Here is a 21,111-nt window from a genome sequence, read left to right on the forward strand (position 1 = left end):
CCCGTAATGCTGGCATTTTGCCATGGAATGGCAAGGTGGTTGATGTAAAAGTGCCTATATAAAACAAAGTCTTAGCCTGTTTTACGCCAGTTGGCGTTTGTTTTGCCGTCGGCGCGGCGATATACTGCCGCCCGCAAGGGGACCTCTGACCGAGTCCCTTGCGGCATAGCAAGGTGGTGGCGTGATGCCGAGCAGTATAAAGGCAATGACAGGCGCCGCCCCTTGATTCGGGAGTTGTCAGGGAATACGCAATCGGCCACGCCGCCATCCTTTATCAGGGGATGACCGCGGTGGCGTCGTTAGTGCATTCCGGCGACCGCCGACCGCAACGGACTTGGTCATGGATTCCCGGAATACGGGCTTCACCCCGGCCCTGGTATCACCGCATTCGCCGCCAGTCTTCACCTTGAGACGACATCGGTGATGCCAAGTTCCCGACAACCGCTCCGGCCTGCCCGGAGCCCGGCAAAAGTGTAGGCTACCGTGAACGACAAAAGACCCGTCAATCTCGATCTATCGACGATCAAGTTCCCGGTCACCGCCATTGCGTCCATCACTCACCGGATTACCGGCGTCGCCATTTTCGTGGCGTTGCCGATATTGCTGTGGATGCTGGATCGTTCCGTGGCGTCCCCGGAGAGCTTTGCGGACCTGAAACAACTCCTTGATTCCCCTCTGGCCAAACTGGTCGTGTGGGCCATCCTCACTCCGATTCTGTATCACCTGGTGGCCGGTATCCGGCATCTGTTCATGGACGCCGGGATGGGTGAGACCCTGGAAGGCGGACGGCGTGGCGCCAAATCGGTGTTCATCATCACCGCCGTTCTCGTTGTACTGGTAGGAGCTTGGATATGGTAACCCGGGTAACCAGCGTCACCAGTCTGGGCCGTAACGGCCTGTACGACTGGCTGATTCAGCGCGTCAGCGCCGTTGTTATCGGCGTGTACTTCATCGGCATGTTGGCTTATCTGATCGCCCAGCCGAATCTTGATTATGGCACCTGGAAGGCCTTTATCGGTTCCGTGCCCATGCAGATTGCCACCACCTTGCTGGTGCTTTCCGTGGCCGCCCACACCTGGGTTGGCCTGTGGGGCGTGACCACCGACTATCTCACCAGTCTGACCTTTGGCAAATCCGCCACCGGTGTACGCCTTGTCGTGCAGATGGTGATTGCTCTGCTGCTGTTGGTCTACGTCCTTTGGGGCCTGGTAACGATTTGGGGAGGCGCTTGATCCATGTCCATTCGCACCATTACCTTTGATGCCATCGTGGTGGGTGGCGGCGGCGCCGGCATGCGCGCGTCCCTGCAGATGGCGCAGTCCGGTTTCAAGACCGCGCTGATTTCCAAAGTATTCCCCACCCGTTCCCATACGGTATCCGCCCAGGGCGGTATCACCTGTGCCATTGCCTCCGCCGATCCCAATGACGACTGGCGCTGGCACATGTACGACACGGTCAAGGGCTCCGATTACATCGGTGACCAGGACGCCATCGAATATATGTGCTCGGTGGGCCCGGAAGCGGTGTTCGAACTTGACCACATGGGGCTGCCGTTCTCCCGTACCGAGGAAGGCCGGATCTACCAGCGCCCGTTCGGTGGTCAGTCGAAGAACTTCGGTGAGGGTGGTCAGGCCGCCCGGACCTGTGCCGCCGCCGACCGTACCGGTCACGCTCTGCTGCATACTCTGTATCAGCAGAACCTGAAGAACGGCACCCAGGTGTACAGTGAGTGGTACGCCGCCGAGCTGGTGAAGGATGGCCAGGGCAATGTCTGTGGCGTTATCGCCATCTGCATCGAAACCGGCGAAACGGTATTCTTCAAAGCCAAGGCGACGGTGTTCGCCACCGGCGGTTCCGGCCGTATCTACGCCTCCACCACCAACGCCCTGATCAACACCGGCGACGGTGTCGGCATGGCCCTGCGGGCCGGTCTGCCGGTGCAGGACATCGAGATGTGGCAATTCCACCCCACCGGTATCGCCGGCGCCGGGGTGCTGGTGACCGAAGGTTGCCGGGGTGAGGGCGGTTACCTCATCAACAAGGACGGCGAACGCTTCATGGAGCGTTACGCGCCCAACGCCAAGGACCTGGCGTCCCGGGACGTTGTCGCCCGTTCCATGATGATGGAAATCCTGGACGGCCGTGGCGCCGGTCCGGATGGTGACCACGTTTTCCTCAAGCTCGATCACCTGGGCGAGGAAGTGCTGCACAGCCGCCTGCCGGGCATCTGTGAGCTGGCCATCACCTTCGCCCACACCGATCCGGTGAAGGAGCCGATCCCGGTGGTGCCCACCTGTCACTATATGATGGGCGGTATCCCCACCAACGTGCATGGTCAGGCGATCAGGCTGGCCAACGGCCACGAAGGTCAGGATCAGTTCGTCAACGGCTTGTTCGCGGTGGGCGAGGTGGCCTGTGTCTCCGTGCACGGCGCCAACCGTCTCGGTGGCAACTCCCTGCTCGATCTGGTGGTGTTCGGCCGCGCCGCCGGCCTGTTCATCGAAGATGCTCTGCGCCAGGGCATGACCCAGTACGAGCCGAGCAACGACGATATCGACCAGGCCCTGAGCCGGGTGCGTCGTTGGGACGACTCCAAGGGCGGCGAGTCCGTGGCCAGCCTGCGCAAAGAGCTGCAGAGCACCATGCAGAATCACTTCGGTGTATTCCGCAAGGGCGATCTCATGCACGAAGGCGTTTCCAAACTGGCTGAACTGCGCGAGCGTGTCGCCAAGGCTCATCTGGAGGACAAGAGCCAGTCCTTTAATACCGCCCGGGTCGAAGCGCTGGAGCTGGATAACCTGCTGGAAGTGGCGGAAGCCACCGCCATCGCCGCCGAAGGCCGCAAGGAAAGCCGTGGGGCTCACGCCCGTTACGACTTCCCGGACCGTGACGATGAGAACTGGCTGTGTCATTCCATCTACGATCCGCTCACCAAGCAATTGGGTAAGCGCGCGGTGAACTTCGAACCGAAGACCGTGGATACCTTCCAGCCCAAGGCGCGGACCTACTAACGGAGAGCTGCAATGAAAGTCAGTATCTATCGCTACAATCCGGATACCGACCGCGAACCGACCATGAAAGAGTACGATGTGGACACCCAGGGCAAGGACCTGATGGTGCTCGACGTGCTTAACCTGGTGAAGGAGATGGACCCGTCCCTCGGGTTCCGTCGCTCCTGTCGCGAAGGGGTGTGCGGCTCCGACGGTATGAACATCAACGGCAAGAACGGTCTGGCCTGTATCACCTCGCTGTCTTCCGTGGCGCCTGGCGTTAAAGAAGGTAAAAAAGCGCTGGTGCTGCGGCCGCTGCCGGGGCTGCCAGTGGTGCGCGATCTGGTGGTGGACATGACCATGTTCTACAACCAGTACGAGAAGGTGCAGCCGTACCTGCAAAACAGCACGCCGGCTCCGGCCATTGAGCGTCTGCAGTCCCCGGAAGAGCGCGCCAAGCTTGATGGCCTGTACGAGTGCATTCTGTGTGCCTGCTGCTCCACCAGCTGCCCCAGCTTCTGGTGGAACCCGGACAAGTTCCTGGGGCCGGCGGCGCTGTTGCAGGGCTATCGCTTCCTGGCGGACAGCCGTGACAACGCCACTGAAGAGCGCCTGGCGCGCCTGGACGACCCGTTCAGTCTGTTCCGGTGCCATGGCATCATGAACTGCGTCAGCGTTTGCCCGAAAGGGCTCAACCCGACCCGGGCCATCGGCCATATCCGTTCCATGTTGTTGGAACGGGGCATCTGACCCGGACCTAAAAAGGCGGCCTCCGGGCCGCCTTTTTTGTGGTGCCGGACGCTTGACGCCTGACGCTAAAGTCAAAACCCGGGGCTGCGGGCATTGCGGAAATAAAAAATTGCCGGGAGTAATTTTTAACGTTGCTCGGCGACGGCCCGAAGGGTGGCCGCCATGGACGGCGGTCATGAAAAGGTTCCTCGGGGTTTAGCGGGAAGGGTCGCTCCGGCGGGGGCTCCCATATTGCCCGGTTACCTCGAAGACCTCCCTTCAGAGGTGGCTACAACGTCGCTGTGGGAAGCTTGCTGGCAAGCGAATCGCCAACGGCTCAGGGCATTCGCGGCCAAGCGGAGCGCCGCCCGGGCCGCTTCCCGCAGCAGTTTCGTGGCAGATCCGTGGGAGACCAGCATGCTGGCGAACTCCTGCCCTCAGGTGTTGGGATATTCGCTTGCCAGCAAGCTTCCCACAGCGGCTTGGTGGCAGATCCGTGGGAGACCAGCTTGCTGGCGAATTCCTGCCCTCAGGTGTTGGGATATTCGCTTGCCAGCAAGCTTCCCACAGCGGCTTCGTGGCGGATCCGTGGGAGACCAGCTTGCTGGCGAACTCCTGCCCTCTGGTGTTGGGATATTCGCTTGCCAGCAAGCTTCCCACAGCGGCTTGGTGGCAGATCCGTGGGAGACCAGCTTGCTGGCGAATTCCTGCCCTCAGGTGTTGGGATATTCGCTTGCCAGCAAGCTTCCCACAGCGGCTTCGTGGCGGATCCGTGGGAGACCAGCTTGCTGGCGAATATAGCGGCTTGGTAGCCCCTTCCGTTACAGACCCGTGCCCATGATTGAAGCGCCGTGCCCCGCCAAACCGCGATGAACCAAAAAAAGCGTTTTAGTGCTTGCCAGGGCGTTGGGTCTGGTTTTGCATTATCGGCGTCCGGCGTTTTTTTGTATCTGAATGCGACCCCCGGGGGCCAATCCGGTGCGCTTCGGATAAGCTTGAAATCGTGGCGACCGCCCCGATAAACAGACTCGACCTTGGTGGCATTGAAGTTCCGCCCGAAAAGGTCGATAAGTCGGACAGCGTTGAAGGGCTGAACAGGCCGGTTGGCTGGGTACGGGCCGCCGGTGAGTCCCGAACCGCCTCTAACAAAAGCCTCACAAACGTACTACACTATCGACCGGTTCCGGAAACCCCGGAATCGGTGTATGCAGCAGGGTGGAGCGGGGCTTAAAAGGCGGCCGCTCCGGACACATTGAAAGCTCGGGAACAGGGTCATCCTCCCTGTGGTCACAGCACCATCTCATGCCACAGGCGTGACAGGCTCCCGGCTAAGGAACGAGCGACGATGCAAGACAGTTCCATGCAGCGCCAATGGCAATCCTCCCCTCTCGGGGGTGCCAACATGGCCTATGTCGATGAACTGTACGAATCCTATCTGACAGATCCCAACTCCGTGCCGGAAGACTGGCGCGCTTACTTCGAAAAACTCCCCAGCGTCAACGGTGCCGTTGAGTCCGATGTTCCCCACGGACCGGTGCGTGAGTACTTTTTGCTGGAAGCCAAGAACCGCTCCCGGGTCCAGAAGATGGGCGCCGGCGCGGTCAGCAGCGAGCACGAACGTCGCCAGGTGCGGGTTCTGCATCTGATCGCCGCTTACCGCAACCGTGGGCACCAGGTGGCCAAGTTGGACCCGCTGGGGCTGATGGAGCGGGAGCAGGTGGCGGATCTGGAGCTGGCCCATCATGGTCTGAGTCAGTCCGACCTGGAAACCGTATTCCAGACCGGCAATCTGTTCATTGGTAAGCCGGAAGCCAAACTCCGTGAAATCGTTGACTGCCTGAAGGGCGCCTACTGCTCCTCGGTCGGTGCCGAATACATGCACATCGTCAACACCGCGGAGAAGCGCTGGATTCAGCAACGGCTGGAGAGTGTGCGTAGCCATCCGCAATATAATGCGGAGATCAAGCAACACATCCTGGAACGGCTCACCGCCGCCGAAGGGCTGGAAAAATACCTGGGCAGTCGCTACCCGGGTACCAAGCGCTTTGGTCTGGAAGGCGGTGAATCCCTGATTCCGCTGGTGGACGAGATGATCCAGCGGGTCGGCAGCTACGGCGCCAAGGAAATGGTGCTCGGCATGGCCCACCGGGGCCGGCTGAATGTGCTGGTGAACACCCTGGGCAAGAGCCCGCGGGATCTGTTCGGCGAATTCGAAGGCAAAAGCTTCAACGAGCAGGGCTCCGGTGATGTGAAATACCACCAGGGCTTCTCCTCCAACGTGCAGACCTCCGGCGGTGAAGTGCACCTGGCCATGGCTTTCAACCCCTCTCACCTGGAAATCGTCTCTCCGGTGGTGGAAGGGTCCGTGCGTGCCCGCCAGGACCGCCGTCAGGATCACGGTGGTGACCAGGTGGTGCCGATCCTGGTGCACGGTGACGCGGCCTTCGCCGGTCAGGGCGTGGTCATGGAAACCTTCCAGATGTCCCAGACCCGCGGCTTCAAAACCGGCGGCACCCTGCACGTGATCATCAATAACCAGGTGGGTTTCACCACCAGCCGTCAGGACGATGCCCGTTCCACCGAGTACTGCACCGATGTGGCGAAGATGGTCCAGGCACCGATTTTCCACGTCAACGCGGACGATCCGGAAGCGGTGTACTTCGTCACCCAGCTGGCGGTGGATTACCGCATGCAGTTCAAGAAGGACGTGGTGATCGACCTGATCTGTTACCGCCGTCTGGGTCACAACGAGGCGGATGAGCCGTCCTCCACCCAGCCGCTGATGTACAAGAAGATCAAGTCGCACCCGACCACCCGTACGCTCTACGCGGAGGCGCTGATCAGCCAGCAGGTGATCAGCGAGCAGGACGCGCAGAAGATGGTGGACGATTACCGCGACGCGCTGGACGAAGGCAACCACGTGGTCAAGGCCCTGGTGCGTGAGCCCAACAAGGCGCTGTTCGTGGACTGGTCTCCCTACATCGGCCACGAAGTGGAAGACGATTGGGATACCGGCTACCCACTGAAAAAATTGCAGGACCTGGCCGGGCGCCTGGAAACCCTGCCGGAAGGTCTGGTGGTGCAACGTCAGGTCAAGAAGATCGTGGAAGACCGCCGCAAGATGACCGCCGGCGCCCAGCCGCTGAACTGGGGGTACGGGGAAACCCTGGCCTACGCCACCTTGCTGGATCAGGGCTTCGCGGTGCGTCTCACCGGTCAGGACTGTGGCCGCGGTACCTTCTCCCACCGCCACGCGGTGCTGCACAACCAGAAGAACGGCGAGCAGTACGTTCCTCTGCAGCACCTCTATGACGGTCAGCCGGAGTTCGATATCTACGACTCCCTGCTGTCCGAGGAAGCGGTGCTGGGCTTCGAATACGGCTACGCCACCACCACGCCGAAGTCGCTGGTGCTGTGGGAAGCGCAGTTTGGCGATTTCGCCAACGGCGCCCAGGTGGTGATCGACCAGTTCATCTCTTCCGGCGAGGCCAAGTGGGGGCGGCTGTGCGGTTTGACGCTGCTGCTGCCGCACGGCTACGAAGGGCAGGGACCGGAACACTCCTCCGCCCGTCTGGAACGCTTCCTGCAGCTCAGCGCCGAGCACAACATGCAGGTCTGCGTACCGTCGACTCCGGCACAAATCTTCCACCTGCTGCGTCGCCAGGCGGTACGGCCGCTGCGCAAGCCGCTGGTGGTGATGAGTCCGAAGAGCCTGCTGCGGCACAAACGGGCGATCTCGTCCCTGGAGGACCTCTCGGAAGGTCGTTTCCACACCGTGCTGGAGGATACCGCCGAGCTTGATAACGAAGCGGTGAACCGCGTGGTGATGTGTTCCGGCAAGGTCTACTACGACCTGCTGGAAAAACGCGAGTCCGACGACATCAAGGACACCGCGCTGGTCCGCATCGAGCAGCTCTATCCGTTCCCGGAGCAGCGGCTGCGCGAGATTCTGGAAAGCTATCCGAATCTCGAGCATGTGGTCTGGTGTCAGGAGGAGCCGATGAACCAGGGCGCCTGGTACTGCTCCCAACACCACATGTTCCGGGTGGCCCGCGCGGTCAATCCGAAACTGTACGTGCAATACGCGGGCCGTGACATGGCGGCGGCTCCGGCGGCGGGTTCGATGTCCCTGCACGTGGAACAGCAGCAGCGTCTGGTCGAAGACGCCTTCAACATCAAGTAGACAGCCTAACGAACTCGTTTAAGGAACAGGCATGGCGACAGATATCAAAGCCCCGCAATTTCCGGAATCCGTGGCCGATGGCACGGTAGCCACCTGGCACAAGAAAGAAGGCGAGGCGGTTAAACGCGACGAGCTGCTGGTGGACATCGAGACCGACAAGGTGGTCCTCGAGGTAGTGGCTCCGATGGACGGTGTTCTGACCAAGATTCTCAAAGGCGAAGACGCCACCGTGGAAAGTCAGGAAGTGCTCGGGCAATTGGAAGCGGGCGCCAGCGCGTCCGCCTCCGCGCCCGCTGAAGAAAAGCCGCAAGCCGCCGAGGCGCCGGCCGCCGAAGCACAAGGCCGCGACGATGACGGCGATGCCCAGGCTGGTCCCGCCGCGCGCAAGCTGATGAGCGAGCACGGTCTCAATGCCGCTGACATCAAAGGCACCGGTGCCAAGGGCCGCATCACCAAGGAAGACGTGGAGAAAGCACTGGCCGGTAAGCAGCAGAACCAGCCCGCCTCCAGCGCTCCGGCTCCGGCCGCCGCTCCGGCCGCCGCCGCCGGCGAGCGTGAGGAACGCCGCGTCCCGATGACCCGCCTGCGCAAGCGCATCGCCGAACGTCTGGTGGCGGCGCAGCAGGACGCGGCCATGTTGACCACCTTCAACGAGGTCAACATGAAACCGATCATGGACATGCGCAAGCACTATCAAAGTGAGTTCGAGAAGTCCCACGGCGTGCGTCTGGGCTTCATGAGCTTCTTTACCCGCGCCTGCGTGGAAGCGCTGAAACGCTTCCCGGCGGTGAATGCCTCCATCGACGGTGACGACATCGTCTACCACGGTTACTACGACGTGGGCATGGCGGTGTCTTCCGATCGCGGTCTGGTGGTGCCGGTAATGCGTGACGCCGACCAGAAAGGTCTGGCCGAAATCGAATCCCAGATCATCGAGTTCGGTACCAAGGCCCGTGACGGCAAGCTGTCCATCGAAGAGATGACCGGCGGCACCTTCACCATCTCCAACGGCGGCATCTTCGGCTCACTGTTGTCCACGCCGATCCTCAACCCGCCGCAAACCGCCATCCTGGGCATGCACAAGATCCAGGAAAGACCGATGGCGGTGGATGGCGAAGTGAAGATTCTGCCGATGATGTATCTGGCGCTCTCCTATGACCACCGGATCATCGACGGCAAGGAAGCAGTGCAATTCCTGGTCGCCGTGAAGAACTTCATCGAGGACCCGGCACGGCTGCTGCTGGACATCTGATTCCCGGCGCCGGCGAAGGGGCCCCGCGCCCCGCGCCGGTGGCCCCGACGCATAAAGGGACTGGTTATGGCTGACAAATACGACGTCATCGTCATCGGCGGTGGACCGGGCGGCTACGTCGCCGCGATTCGCGCCGCGCAATTGGGTTACAAAACCGCCTGCATCGAGAAACGCATCAACAAGCAGGGTGATCCGGCTCTTGGCGGCACCTGCCTGAACGTGGGGTGTATCCCCTCCAAGGCGCTGCTGGACTCCTCCTGGAAATACCATGAAGCCGAGGAAGCCTTCTCCGATCACGGTATCGGTGTTGGCAAACTGAACCTGGACCTGGACACCATGCTGCAGCGCAAGGACAAAATCGTCCTGCAGCTGACCGGTGGTATCGCCCAGCTGTTCAAAGCCAACAAAGTGGACTGGCTGCAAGGTACCGGCCAGCTCAAAGCCAACAAACAGGTGGCGTTCACGCCGCTGGAAGGGGACGAGCAGACCCTGGAAGCGGACAACGTGATCCTGGCCGCGGGCTCCGTGCCGATCGACATTCCGGTGGCGGAAGTGGACCAGCAGATTATCGTCGATTCCACCGGTGCCTTGGAATTCACCAGCGTGCCCAAGAAACTGGGCGTGATCGGCGCCGGCGTCATCGGCCTGGAGCTGGGCAGCGTCTGGGCACGCCTGGGCAGCCAGGTGACCGTGCTGGAAGCGGTGGATACCTTCCTGCCGGCGGTGGATCAGCAAGTCGCCAAGGAAGCGCTGAAACAGTTCACCAAACAGGGCCTGGACATTCACCTCGGTGCCCGGGTCACTGGCAGCAAGAAAAACAAAAATTCCGTTCGCGTTACCTATACCGACGGTGACGGCGAGCACGAGGAAACCTTCGATCGTTTGATCGTGGCCGTTGGCCGCCGTCCCTATACCGAAGGCCTGCTCAGTCAGGATGCCGGTGTGACCCTGGATGAGCGTAACTTCATTTACGTCGACAACCAGTGCCGTACCGACGTCCCCGGTGTGTACGCCATCGGTGATCTGGTGCGGGGGCCGGCCCTGGCCCACAAGGCCATTGAAGAAGGGGTCATGGTGGCGGAAGTGATCGCGGGTGAGCACACCCAGGTCAACTACGACGCCGTCCCCGGCGTGATTTATACCCACCCGGAAGTGGCGTGGGTTGGTAAAACCGAGGAAGAAGTGAAGGAATCCGGGGAGCCCTACAAAACCGGGGTGGTCCCCTTCGCCGCCAATGGGCGTGCTCTGGCCGCCGGTGAATCCGCCGGTATGGTGAAGTTCGTGGTGGACGAGAAAAGCGACCGCGTTCTGGGCATGCACGTGCTTGGTCCCCAGGCTTCCGAGTTGGTGCAACAGGGCGTTATTTCCCTGGAATTCGGCGCCAGCATCGAAGATCTGCAATTGATGGTGTTCGGTCACCCGAGCCTGTCCGAGACCGTGCACGAAGCGGCTCTGGCCACGGATTACAAGGCCATCCATGTGGCGCAACGGCGCCGCAAGAAATAAAAGTCGGGCTTCCGGCGTGCCGCGCTGGCCGATATCGGACGTAGTGTGTTTGCACCGCCGTGCTCCCGAGGGAGCCGTCGGCGCAAACGCGAAACTTCGTCGGTTGTTGGCGTGCCACGCCGTCCCGCCTTTTGATCTTTCATCAACGACGGAATTAATGGCATGAACCTCCACGAGTATCAGTCGAAACAGCTGTTTGCTGATTACGGCCTGCCGGTTTCCAAAGGCTTCGCCTGCGACACCCCCGAAGAGGTCGCCGCCAAGACGAAGGAAATTGGTGGTGACAAATGGGTCGTCAAGGCCCAGGTACACGCCGGTGGCCGCGGTAAGGCTGGCGGCGTGAAGTTGGTCGACAGCGCCGAGGAAGCGGCGGAATTCGCCAAGAAATGGCTGGGCCAGCGTCTGGTGACGTTCCAGACCGACGAGCACGGCCAGCCGGTTTCCAAAATTCTGGTGGAAACCTGCACCGACATCGCAAGAGAGCTGTACCTCAGTGCGGTACTGGATCGCGCCACCCGCCGCGTGGTGTTCATGGCGTCCACCGAGGGCGGCGTGGAAATCGAGAAAGTCGCCGAGGAAACCCCGGAAAAAATCCTCAAGGCGGAAGTCGATCCGCTGGTCGGCGCGCAGCCCTACCAGGCCCGCCAGATCGCGTTCCAGCTGGGGCTGGAAGGCAAGCAAGTCAACCAGTTCGCCAAGATCTTCACCGGTCTGGCCAAACTGTTCGACGACAAGGACCTGGCGCTGATCGAGGTCAACCCGCTGGTGGTCACCGAGCAGGGTGATCTGCACTGCCTGGACGCCAAGATCAACGTGGATGGCAGCGCGCTGTTCCGCCACCCGGACATCAAGGCGCTGGAAGATCCCTCCCAGGAAGACGAGCGTGAGCGTCGCGCCGCCGAGTGGGAGCTCAACTACGTGGCTCTGGAAGGCAACATCGGCTGCATGGTGAACGGCGCCGGCCTGGCCATGGGCACCATGGACCTGGTCAAGCTCAAGGGCGGCCAGCCCGCCAACTTCCTGGATGTGGGCGGCGGTGCCACTAAAGAGCGTGTTACCGAAGCGTTCAAGATCATCCTCTCCGACGACCAGGTGCAAGCGGTTCTGGTGAACATCTTCGGCGGTATCGTCCGCTGTGACCTGATCGCCGAAGGCATCATCGGCGCGGTGGAAGAAGTGGGCGTCGAGGTGCCGGTGGTGGTGCGTCTGGAAGGCAACAACGCCGAGCTGGGCGCGCAGAAGCTGGCCGACAGCGGCATGAACATCATCGCCGCCAAGAGTTTTGACGACGCCGCCGAGCAGGTGGTGAAAGCGGCGGGAGGTGCCAAATGAGCGTATTGATCGACAAGAACACCAAGGTGATCTGCCAGGGTTTTACCGGCAGTCAGGGCACCTTCCACTCCGAGCAGGCCATTGAGTACGGTACTCAAATGGTCGGCGGCGTGACCCCGGGCAAGGGTGGTCAGACCCACCTGGGCCTGCCGGTCTTCAACACCGTGGCCGACGCGGTCAAGGAAACCGGCGCCACCGCCTCCGTGATCTACGTACCGGCGGCGTTCTGCAAGGACTCCATCATCGAAGCCGCTGACGCGGGCATCGAGCTGATCGTCTGCATCACCGAAGGCATTCCGGCTCTCGATATGCTGTACGTGAAAGAATACATCGTCCGTAAGGGCGGTGTGCGCCTGATCGGTCCGAACTGCCCCGGTGTGATCACTCCGGGCGAGTGCAAGATCGGCATCATGCCCGGTCACATCCACAAGCCGGGTAAAGTGGGCATCGTCTCCCGTTCCGGCACCCTGACCTACGAAGCGGTCAACCAGACCACCAAGCTGGGTTACGGTCAGTCCACCTGTATCGGTATTGGTGGTGACCCGATCCCGGGCACTACCTTCATCGACGCGCTGGAAATGTTCCAGAACGATCCGCAGACCGAAGCCATCGTCATGGTGGGTGAGATCGGCGGTACCGCGGAAGATGAAGCCGCTGCCTACATCAAGGAGCACGTGACCAAGCCGGTGGTCAGCTACATCGCCGGTGTCACCGCGCCTCCGGGCAAGCGCATGGGCCACGCCGGTGCGATCATCGCTGGTGGCAAGGGCACCGCGGACGAGAAGTTCGCCGCTCTGGAAGCCGCCGGTGTGGTCACCGTGCGCAACCCGGCGGAAATCGGCGAAGGTGTGAAGAAAGCCACCGGCTGGTAAATGTCACGTTAAGTAAAGGCTGGTTTTTCCTGTCCACTCAACTCAACGCCCCGGCTTGCTGGGGCGTTGTTTTATGGGGCGCCATGCCTGCCTGGCGCCATGCCGGCCCGCCGAGACGTCATCGCTTCCTGGGCTACAGCGTGACGTGGCACCGCTGAACACGGTTGCGGGTGTCGCCGGAGAGCGCGCAACGGCTGCCTCGTGGCCAGGGCTGTTTGCTGTCGTATACCCTCGACGTACTGGCGCCGATCCTGCGGGGCTGGGTGCTGAACTTCCAACTCACCACGTCCAAGCGTGTTTGGAAACGGTGGATGGTTGCCTGTGTCGAAAGCTGAGAGGGCTACCGTGGCGAGTGGAAACGCCCGGCGACATGGCCGCGTGCGTTGATGAGGCCGGGTTGCAGAAAGCGCGAGCGTGTCACCGCGCGAGCGAGGACGGGGCGAAGGCCCCCTAGTCGATTTGGTGGGGAAAGCTAGTCGGTGACGTTCGTGCTGTTTGATTACCGGCTTTCCTCAAGCATGTAGTCAATAATGGCGGTGAGGTCTTCCGCACTGCAGCTCTGGCATAAACCCTTGGCGGGCATGGCTCCGAGTCCTTCCGTCGCATGTTTGAGTAAGGACTCCCGGCCCTGTGCGATTCTTGAAGCCCACTGTGAGGATTCGCCAACTTTCGGCGCGCCAGCGGCACCGGTGGAATGGCAGGCCGCGCAGTGCGTTTGATAGAGCTGCCTAGGGTTGGTGGAGACGCTGGACTGTGCTTGCGTAGTGCTTGAGGAGGGCGTGGGTTTTACTCGAACAGTTCCTACCGTTTGGAGTCTTTGCGCCAGTGCCAATGCATCGGCGACGCGCCTATTTTTTTCGTCGCGGATGGCGAGACTGAAATATGCCGCGATATTGAGAATGTCCTGGTCGGTCAATGACGCGGCCATCGATCTCATGGTCGGATCCTGCCGGTGGCCTCGTTGATAATCACGCAACGCCTTGGCCAGATAGTCGTGATCCTGACCTGCGAGATGAGGAGTGCCTGGGATCACGGCGATGCCGTCCTCTCCGTGGCAAGCAAAACAAGCTCGGGCTTTCTTTTGGCCAGCGGCGACATCCACGGCTTGGCCCGAAGCGGGACTACCGATTATGGCCATCGCCATAATCACAATTCGGAGATGTGTCATAGTCTTTATCTCGTGATAGATATTAAAAACCAATCGCGTGGCGGACCCAGATGGAGAAGCCGTATACGAAAAACACGGTGATCCAGAGCCCGAGCACCACAACTGAAAGCGTGCCGAGACGGGCGATGGTGCGATCGGCTTGGTACTTGCCTTCCACTTGGCCGGCTCGGTAGAGCAGTAACACGAGAAACCCCCCAAAGATGCCTCCGATGCCAAGTAGAGTGAGAAAGAAAAGGATCGTGGAGGGCAAGTCCGCGTGCACGGTATAGTCGTGGATGTCATATCCGAACGGTTTCATCGCATGGACGCGAATCACTTCACGCCATAGCGCCATCAGCCCCAGTGGAATCAGTCCACTGAATAGCAGCAGGTAGCCGCGGCCAGGGAGTGAGCCGAGGCGATCAATCTGAATTGCCAGGATGATCAGGGCTCCGGCCAACAACCAGCCTGGTGTGTGAGCTGAGGTGGACAGGTGCCCGGGAAGATCGAGTAGCCACCAGAACAGCAAAGGCAAAGAAATCAGGCAACCCACCTTGCCAATGCGGCGACCTAGTTGCCTGACAAAGTCCCGATAGTCCTTGGGGCGGTCGCTGCGCCGTGAGTAGTAGTCGGCATAAGCCAGCAAGTAAAGGGCAAGCGCTGGCGCCGACAAGCTTATGATGAATAGGAAGCGCGACCATTGGATGGCATGCAAGCTGGCACCACGGGTGTCAACCTGGCCATTCGGCGCATACCAATTCATCCATTGGTCTGGTTGTAGCGACTGGTAGGCGAGAACATGCATGATCAGCCCGTCCAGTAAAAATAGGCCGAGGCCGAGCAGAGCAAATAGTCCTAGTCGCGTCTGAGCTTCCGGTTTATTGCTGTAATAAAAAACAAACCAGGAACAATATCCAATAATGAGGGTGAAGATAAAGATGATCAACCAGCGAGCTGAAAGCACGCTTGCCGTATACCACTGAGGGTCATAGATGACTTGCGTGAACAGCAACGGAGCAACACCCAGAACGATAAGCAGTGACACGCCTATCTTGGCACCTTTTGTCATCGCGATAGAAAGTTGCTGCCAATGTGGGTGATGATGACGCAAGTAAAAGGCGACAATCGACAATGCGGCGGCGCCTAATGTGACCAAGACAAATGCGATGTGGGCGACCCAGGTAAGAACCATCAGAACTTGAAATAACCAGGGTGGGGCGGGTATGCCCGCCGGATCACGCATGGTGTTGAGAATAAAACCAACATCCGCCTCCATTATTGCTCTCCCGTGGCGCCTGATTGAGTGGTGTCGACTGGCATGGATGGACGGTTTCGCTCACCAAGGTTTTGGCTGGCGATGAACGTCGCTATGGCATATGTCTCCTGCTCGGGCAGGTCGATACGTGGCATGTAAGGCACTGATCCGTTTTTTAAAGGCCCATTGATGAATGCTGCTATCAGCTCCACATCGGTGCTGCCGTGGAACTTGTCGGGAAGGTTACGCAAGGGGCTTCCTGGCTCCAAAGAGTGGCAATTCCCGCATGAAATCTTGGCAAGAAGCTCTCCAACTTCCCGGCGATTCTCTTCGCTGACAGTACGCAATGTCTCAGGAATAAACGGGTGAATACCAAGTATCCCGTGTTTGGAGATGTGCTCTATCTCTGACAGGATGCCCTTACCGGGAACATCGCGAGCTATAGTCTGGTTCCCGTAGATGTATTGACCAGCCACATAGGGTTTACGCATGCTCTCCCGAGTCCGTTCTTCAGGCCATACACCGATAATCGCGACAAAGAGAAAAAGAGGGACGGTGATCCAATTTCGTAGAAAAAGAGGTTTTGCCCATGCTGCCAGAAAGTAAATAAACGTGATGGTAACCACTAATACCATACCTGCTGCGTACCGGGGCAAAAGGTGGCTATGAAGCATGACCTTGGCGTTGTAGGGGAGCGTCTCCAGGTAGTAGAAGAACATCAAGACTGCTAAAGCGCCGCCCAAGATGCCCATTGGAACAATGGTACGGACTGCTTCAATCCTTAAAGCGGGGGACTTTTCTCGCATCGATCCGGCGATCATTAAGCCGACAATGACCGCCATGACGAGCATCGATCCGGTGCGCACGCCAAGATGCGCGAAGAAGTTTATATTATAGAATGCGTCGTTGGTCGAGCCGGTTAGGTACCAGCTGTCATTCCCGGGCCACATCATGAAAGAAAGGATGCCGACGATTAACAGCATGGTGGCCCAGGAAGCGAGAGCGAATGCCCAAGTCAACTTCAAGTGGGTTAACCGGTCTACTTTTTCGATAAGATAAACCAGGGCGTAAACGCCAATGACTTCTACCGTGAAATACACCCATTCGGCCGCCCAGACCCAGACGAAGTTGTGGATCAAACCGGCGGTACCGCGCGGGCTTGCGATGGTAATGGCGTACCAGATGCCAACTCCAGTTACGGAGCCAATAATATAGGAGAAAACAAGAAGTACTTTCCCATACCTTTTAACATAGTCCATCAGTTCGGGACGGGATTCTCGATAGGCTTTGGTGGCGAGTAGGGCAAAGAGAAAGGCCGCACCCACCGAAGTGTGCGAAGCAACAACATGGATAGTACCAATGATTCCCATCACCCAGGCAGAGCCAATCTCCGGGACGTAGAATGTGGGGTACATTCCAAGCATATCCATAGTATTGATCTCGCGGCTAAAAGACGTTTCCCTAAAGGGTTAGCAAGTACGCTGCGATATACTACTTATAAGGAGTGACCTTGCCCTGAGACACAGTGTCACATGTGACAATCGGCCGCAGGGCAGGCAGGGAGTTAGCGATGATGATGAGATGACTTGGTTTTACCAGGCCACAGACGTTGCCGCCAAATGACGCCGAGAGTCCAGCGGTTATCGGTTTCGGTAAGCGATTCATCGCGAATGGCTTCCGCTCGCAAGGCGATATTGTCTCGCCATTGCCAATGCCAGATGACGGTGAAACGCCTTGGATCATGGTCGTCTGGGTTGGCGAGGCCGGATTCCTCTGCTAACTGCGGCGCGGCCGGGCCGACGACGGTGTTGTCGGTGGTTAGATACTCCGCCCTTACGCCAAATGTGTGCCGACGCCAACGCAAGCTCGGTTGAATCCAGCCCCCACTCTGGTCTCCGTCAAGATCGGCTTGGCGGCCGATGCTGTCATGAAGCACGCCATCGAGATTCGCATGTATCCATTCGCCATCCAGCGCCAGGGTGATATCCTGGCTCAGGCGGTAATTCACACGTGCATGCACGCCGTAAATATCGGAGTCGCCTGTAAACCGGATATCTGAAAATGCCGTTGCGGTTTCTCCAGGTGGGGCAACGGGTACATGCTGGTGACCGCCACCATAACGGTGATCGGCCCGGGCCTCGGCTGCTGCGCTGTAGAACCAAGCGCCGGTTTCCCAGGATAGCCTTTCACCGCGCCAGTTGTATCGGGCAAAAACATCCCAGGCCCCTCCATCACTGGTGTCGGTGGCTGGGTAGGCCTTTCCGCGCCAGATTTCCGCGCCTGCGGAGATGCCACCGGTTTCGTGCCACCATAAGCGTGCACCGTCATCGTGAAAATGGCGCCCGAAGAGTACATCCAAGGTAAGAGGGGCTTCGCTGGCCAGCCGTTGCGTAGCGTGCTCAGCCAGTGCTGGAGAAAATAGTGCGGACATGCGACCCACTTCCGCGACCCAAGGGCCATAGTCGCTGCAACACACCCATCCGACATAGGCATGTTCAAGCTCCACGCCGCCATGGTCGTCACTGTCTCCCGCATGGCTGCCTACTTCAACGACACCGTAAAGATTCTGGTCAAGCCGATGGGCCAGACTCAGAGTCATTTCGTCCACTTCCACTCCCTTCTCCGCGGGCCAGGCATGCCCCCCCATCAAGGTGCCGGGCACTTGCCAATATTGGTAGTCATTAATCAGGCTTGAGGATCGCCATGTGGTGACCATGCCCACATCCACCGTGGTGGGTACGTCGGTGGATGGAATGTAATGGGCGCTCGCTGTTGCTGGAGCCAGAAAAAGAGCGGCGGATAAACGTCGAATCATGGCGTGAGGTCCTGATCTTTTGGGGGCTGCCAGGGGTTGGCGTAACGTGGGTTATTGATGAACTCGTAATCGGTGAGCGATTCCAGAAAGGCAACCACGTCCTCTATTTCTTGCTCAGTGATGGTAAACGAGACAATGAAAGGGTCTTTGTTAATGTTCATGCGGCCATCACCTGTGTTGGGGCCGCTGGTAATGTTTCGTCCCCCTGCCGCATAGTTGAGGATCACTTCGCGTAACGTCGCGGTGGAGCCGTCGTGATTGTAGGGGGCGGTGAGAGCGATGTTACGTAATGATTGCGGCCGGAATAGCCCCATGTCGGAGGTTTTTCCAGTCAGCTCATGTTTTCCTGTATTAGGCTCGGGGTAGGCACTGATGCCGTCAATATTGTACAAGCCGGTGTTGAAAAATGGTGCGGGGATATTGGGTGTGCGGCGCCGGTCACGCACGGATGCAGTGAGTGTATAGCCTTCATGGCAGTGAAAGCACTCGAGTTTTTCGCTGTTGAACAGATTCATTCCGCGTTTGGCTGAGGTGCTGAGCGCATCACTTTGGCCGGCGGTGTAGAGATCATAATTGCTGCCAAATGATGTCATGCCTCGCACGAAGCTTGCCAGCGCATGGATAATGTTCTGCCAGGCCTGTTCGTCATACATGGGGTCGGATTGATCTGGAAAGGCCTCAGCGAAAAGTGTCTGATATTCGGTTTTGCGCTGCAATCGTGACAGTACCAGGTCTTGATTGGCTTCGTTGACTCCCATTTCCACCGGGTCAATGCCGAATAAGGGAATCACGATCTGTTGTTCGATATCGGTCAAGGTCGGGTTGCCCCAGGTCAGGGTCCGGACCCACGCGGCGTTGGCGATGGACTGGCTATTTCGAGGGTGAATCATGCCGGTCACGCCAGTCGGTCTCGCGACCCCGTCGGTGAAGGCTTTGTCTTGTTGATGGCAGGATTCACAACTCATGGAGCCATCCGAGGATAGATCAGTATCGTAGAAAAGATACCGGCCGAGTTGGAATTTAGCTTCGGTGATCGGGTTATAGTCCGGTTCTACTGGAAGGGGGACCCAGTCGGGCATATGCCAATCGAAATCGGAGACGGAGGCGCCTTGGTCATCGATGCCAGTGCTGCTATCCGGGCACCCGGATAGCAGCAAGGAGGCGGGTAAAACCAGAGCGAGGAATAGGCGGTTCACTAACTCAAGCTACTTATTGCAATTCAAATGTGGAAAACACTGCCGGATAATCGCCGGTCATGTCCGCGTCAGGAAAAGGCAGCTCCAATCGCTCGAAAATACCGATGCAGTCCAGGTCGGTAAGACCGGACATGCATCCGGCGGGGCCGCCTTGGTTGACGGTGATGTCGTTACCAGAGAGCAGTGCGGCCAAGTTCACGTTGATGCCGTGCAGTTCGGGGTTGAAGTCGTTCAGTTCTACTTCCGGACGGTTGCCGTTGGCACAAACACGCTCGGCATAGGACGCTTCGCCATCGCATTCGGTGCTGCCTAGGTGAACGTAAAAAATGCCCGCGTCGGCACTGGGAACTTCCACTTCGATACGGGCATGAACGTACCCCATGGCCCAGCTCCAATGCATACCTCCGGCTCCCATCCCGCTGGCGGCGAGTGGGCCTTCCGCCACCGTTCCGGCGATCGGTTCTCCGGTTTCTCGGTCCAATTGAGGCTGATTACCTTGAGCGTCGATGTGGTTATATTTGGCGGGAACACCAACAGAGAACCGCAGAGCTTTAATGTTTTCATTGGCGATGGCGGCAGTGCCCGTTACGGAATCGTTGTAATCCGGGTTGGCATCGTCGCTGGTGCAGCCTTCGCCTTTGTCACGCAGATCCAGTAGGGCGATGCCCTCGATACCTTCTCCGGGTTTTTGTTGGGCGGTGGCTTCGCCGTTGTCGTCGCCATCCAGGACCATGGGAATTTCACGGTCGTCGTTGGTGACGAACCGAACATTGTGTATAAACAGTCTGGCATCATGGGCAACGGCAATATTGCCACCATTGCTACCGATTCCGGGATATTCTTTTCCACACTCGAATGCGTCATTGCCCAGTGTGGCATTGAAAGGGATGGATATTGAGACATCCGGGTTGATGTCGTCGCCGCCTCCGGTGGAAGAAGACGAACTTGACCCGCCACAACCACTAACTACCATGCTGATACCAGCAATCGCTAAAAAAGTCGCGCGCATTTTGAGTTCCCCGATCCTTGTTTATGATGGGCCGCTTCGTGGCGACCAAGTTAGATTGGGTAGGCAGTATAGATAGACCCTGGACGTTGCAAATGTGGCGTAGTGTCGCAGCGTGCCGCATCTGAACCGGCACTGATGAGACGATACGAATTGACCTGGACTGCTTTGGGGCTGTTATTCAGAGGCTGCTTTAAAAAGGGAAAAAACAGGGTCTGTAATTCCGATCCCGCGGATCTTTGAGGAGACCAAGGCGCGGGAGTTATATAACGATCCTCTCGGCTTCCTCCTCCACTGGTTCCACCGCTTTTGAGGCAATATTGTCTCTTTACTTGGTAATGAGAATTGGTTCTAATTGTGATTGTTACGATATAACGTAAGAGGTAAGATATGCAAAAAGACATTCACCCTCCCTATGACTATGTCATCTTCCGTGATACCAGCTGTGGCGCCACGTTCAGGATTCGTTCCACCTGCCAGTCGGATAAAACGATCGTATGGGATGACGGAGAAACCTACCCCTTGGTGGAGCTTGATGTGTCGAGCGCTTCCCACCCCTTCTACACCGGGGAGCAGCGTCAGGCCTCGTCGGAGGGACGTGTCGCTCGTTTCCAACAGCGTTTCGGCAAGTTGAGCAGCCGGCCCACGCGCGCCAAATGAGGGAACATCAATGCAAGTCGTCAGCTCGTTGAAATCCGCCAAGAGCCGCCACCCGGATTGCCAGATCGTCAAGCGGCGAGGGCGTCTCTATGTGATCTGCAAGACCAATCCCCGTTTCAAAGCCAGACAGGGAACCAAAACCCGCAAGTAACAGTGGCTATTCAATAA

Annotated in this window: 18 protein-coding genes; 12 read left to right on the forward strand and 6 right to left on the reverse strand. The window is 58.8% G+C overall.

All coding sequences use genetic code 11. The features are described 5' to 3' along the window. Positions 1–483: 483 nt before the first annotated feature. The 9 genes from sdhC to sucD all read left to right on the forward strand — a co-directional run bounded on the left by sdhC (position 484) and on the right by sucD (position 12,864). Positions 484–858 (forward strand): succinate dehydrogenase, cytochrome b556 subunit, encoded by a 375-nt coding sequence (gene sdhC / locus E0L37_RS17665; protein ID WP_022994651.1) that lies wholly within the window; start codon positions 484–486, stop codon positions 856–858. Beyond that, complete coding sequence (sdhD, locus tag E0L37_RS17670; RefSeq protein ID WP_022994652.1) at positions 852–1,232, forward strand: succinate dehydrogenase, hydrophobic membrane anchor protein; 381 nt, start codon at positions 852–854, stop codon at positions 1,230–1,232. The genes sdhC and sdhD overlap by 7 nt, the downstream gene beginning before the upstream one ends. Before the next feature lie 3 nt (positions 1,233–1,235). Beyond that, positions 1,236–3,011: a succinate dehydrogenase flavoprotein subunit gene (sdhA, locus tag E0L37_RS17675; RefSeq protein ID WP_133492990.1), complete on the forward strand. Its 1,776-nt coding sequence runs from the start codon at positions 1,236–1,238 to the stop codon at positions 3,009–3,011. A gap of 12 nt (positions 3,012–3,023) precedes the next feature. Beyond that, entirely contained in the window at positions 3,024–3,740 is a 717-nt protein-coding gene (locus E0L37_RS17680) for a succinate dehydrogenase iron-sulfur subunit (protein ID WP_133492991.1), read from the forward strand. 1,324 nt (positions 3,741–5,064) lie between these two features. Further along, positions 5,065–7,902 carry a 2-oxoglutarate dehydrogenase E1 component gene (locus tag E0L37_RS17685; RefSeq protein ID WP_133492992.1) on the forward strand — a complete coding sequence of 946 codons (2,838 nt, stop codon included), beginning with the start codon at positions 5,065–5,067 and terminating at the stop codon, positions 7,900–7,902. Positions 7,903–7,933: 31 nt separating this feature from the next. Beyond that, positions 7,934–9,154 (forward strand): 2-oxoglutarate dehydrogenase complex dihydrolipoyllysine-residue succinyltransferase, encoded by a 1,221-nt coding sequence (gene odhB / locus E0L37_RS17690; RefSeq protein ID WP_133492993.1) that lies wholly within the window; start codon positions 7,934–7,936, stop codon positions 9,152–9,154. Between the two features lie 66 nt (positions 9,155–9,220). Next, entirely contained in the window at positions 9,221–10,660 is a 1,440-nt protein-coding gene (gene lpdA / locus E0L37_RS17695) for a dihydrolipoyl dehydrogenase (RefSeq protein WP_133492994.1), read from the forward strand. Positions 10,661–10,822: 162 nt separating this feature from the next. Then, a complete protein-coding gene (gene sucC, locus E0L37_RS17700) occupies positions 10,823–11,992 on the forward strand; it encodes an ADP-forming succinate--CoA ligase subunit beta (RefSeq protein WP_014995016.1) in 1,170 nt (389 codons plus the stop codon). Then, entirely contained in the window at positions 11,989–12,864 is an 876-nt protein-coding gene (sucD, locus tag E0L37_RS17705) for a succinate--CoA ligase subunit alpha (protein WP_133492995.1), read from the forward strand. The genes sucC and sucD overlap by 4 nt, the downstream gene beginning before the upstream one ends. Before the next feature lie 499 nt (positions 12,865–13,363). On the opposite strand, the gene E0L37_RS17710 is transcribed toward sucD, so the two are convergent. The 6 genes from E0L37_RS17710 to E0L37_RS17735 all read right to left on the reverse strand — a co-directional run bounded on the left by E0L37_RS17710 (position 13,364) and on the right by E0L37_RS17735 (position 20,286). After that, positions 13,364–14,032: a c-type cytochrome gene (locus tag E0L37_RS17710; protein WP_133492996.1), complete on the reverse strand. Its 669-nt coding sequence runs from the start codon at positions 14,030–14,032 to the stop codon at positions 13,364–13,366. Positions 14,033–14,054: 22 nt separating this feature from the next. Beyond that, positions 14,055–15,287 carry a hypothetical protein gene (locus E0L37_RS17715; protein ID WP_133492997.1) on the reverse strand — a complete coding sequence of 411 codons (1,233 nt, stop codon included), beginning with the start codon at positions 15,285–15,287 and terminating at the stop codon, positions 14,055–14,057. Continuing rightward, on the reverse strand, positions 15,287–16,696 hold the full coding sequence (locus tag E0L37_RS17720) for a cytochrome c (protein WP_133492998.1): 1,410 nt from the start codon (positions 16,694–16,696) through the stop codon (positions 15,287–15,289). The genes E0L37_RS17715 and E0L37_RS17720 overlap by 1 nt, the downstream gene beginning before the upstream one ends. Before the next feature lie 134 nt (positions 16,697–16,830). Next, a complete protein-coding gene (locus E0L37_RS17725; RefSeq protein WP_133492999.1) occupies positions 16,831–18,081 on the reverse strand; it encodes a hypothetical protein in 1,251 nt (416 codons plus the stop codon). Beyond that, entirely contained in the window at positions 18,078–19,277 is a 1,200-nt protein-coding gene (locus E0L37_RS17730; protein ID WP_133493000.1) for a methanobactin export MATE transporter MbnM, read from the reverse strand. Before E0L37_RS17730 ends, E0L37_RS17725 begins: the two co-directional genes overlap by 4 nt. 13 nt (positions 19,278–19,290) lie before the next feature. Then, on the reverse strand, positions 19,291–20,286 hold the full coding sequence (locus tag E0L37_RS17735; protein ID WP_133493001.1) for an MbnP family copper-binding protein: 996 nt from the start codon (positions 20,284–20,286) through the stop codon (positions 19,291–19,293). Positions 20,287–20,509: 223 nt separating this feature from the next. Between E0L37_RS17735 and E0L37_RS21780 the strand changes: the two genes are divergently transcribed. The 3 genes from E0L37_RS21780 to ykgO all read left to right on the forward strand — a co-directional run bounded on the left by E0L37_RS21780 (position 20,510) and on the right by ykgO (position 21,094). After that, on the forward strand, positions 20,510–20,596 hold the full coding sequence (locus tag E0L37_RS21780) for a glyoxalase superfamily protein (RefSeq protein WP_255433177.1): 87 nt from the start codon (positions 20,510–20,512) through the stop codon (positions 20,594–20,596). A 77-nt stretch (positions 20,597–20,673) separates the two neighbouring features. Continuing rightward, entirely contained in the window at positions 20,674–20,943 is a 270-nt protein-coding gene (locus E0L37_RS17740; RefSeq protein ID WP_133493002.1) for a type B 50S ribosomal protein L31, read from the forward strand. Positions 20,944–20,953: 10 nt separating this feature from the next. Further along, on the forward strand, positions 20,954–21,094 hold the full coding sequence (gene ykgO / locus E0L37_RS17745; RefSeq protein WP_133493003.1) for a type B 50S ribosomal protein L36: 141 nt from the start codon (positions 20,954–20,956) through the stop codon (positions 21,092–21,094). Positions 21,095–21,111 lie beyond the last annotated feature (17 nt).

The organism is Alcanivorax sp. 24, from assembly GCF_004360225.1.
In the GTDB taxonomy this organism is placed as follows: Bacteria; Pseudomonadota; Gammaproteobacteria; order Pseudomonadales; family Alcanivoracaceae; genus Alloalcanivorax; species Alloalcanivorax xiamenensis.

Coding starts and splice junctions, on each gene's coding strand:
- sdhD (WP_022994652.1), top strand. CDS start 852: ATGGTAACCCGGGTAACCAGCGTCACCAGTCTGGGCCGTAACGGCCTG.
- sdhA (WP_133492990.1), top strand. CDS start 1,236: ATGTCCATTCGCACCATTACCTTTGATGCCATCGTGGTGGGTGGCGGC.
- E0L37_RS17680 (WP_133492991.1), top strand. CDS start 3,024: ATGAAAGTCAGTATCTATCGCTACAATCCGGATACCGACCGCGAACCG.
- E0L37_RS17685 (WP_133492992.1), top strand. CDS start 5,065: ATGCAAGACAGTTCCATGCAGCGCCAATGGCAATCCTCCCCTCTCGGG.
- odhB (WP_133492993.1), top strand. CDS start 7,934: ATGGCGACAGATATCAAAGCCCCGCAATTTCCGGAATCCGTGGCCGAT.
- lpdA (WP_133492994.1), top strand. CDS start 9,221: ATGGCTGACAAATACGACGTCATCGTCATCGGCGGTGGACCGGGCGGC.
- sucC (WP_014995016.1), top strand. CDS start 10,823: ATGAACCTCCACGAGTATCAGTCGAAACAGCTGTTTGCTGATTACGGC.
- sucD (WP_133492995.1), top strand. CDS start 11,989: ATGAGCGTATTGATCGACAAGAACACCAAGGTGATCTGCCAGGGTTTT.
- E0L37_RS17710 (WP_133492996.1), bottom strand. CDS start 14,032: ATGACACATCTCCGAATTGTGATTATGGCGATGGCCATAATCGGTAGT.
- E0L37_RS17715 (WP_133492997.1), bottom strand. CDS start 15,287: ATGGAGGCGGATGTTGGTTTTATTCTCAACACCATGCGTGATCCGGCG.
- E0L37_RS17720 (WP_133492998.1), bottom strand. CDS start 16,696: ATGGATATGCTTGGAATGTACCCCACATTCTACGTCCCGGAGATTGGC.
- E0L37_RS17725 (WP_133492999.1), bottom strand. CDS start 18,081: ATGATTCGACGTTTATCCGCCGCTCTTTTTCTGGCTCCAGCAACAGCG.
- E0L37_RS17735 (WP_133493001.1), bottom strand. CDS start 20,286: ATGCGCGCGACTTTTTTAGCGATTGCTGGTATCAGCATGGTAGTTAGT.
- E0L37_RS17740 (WP_133493002.1), top strand. CDS start 20,674: ATGCAAAAAGACATTCACCCTCCCTATGACTATGTCATCTTCCGTGAT.
- ykgO (WP_133493003.1), top strand. CDS start 20,954: ATGCAAGTCGTCAGCTCGTTGAAATCCGCCAAGAGCCGCCACCCGGAT.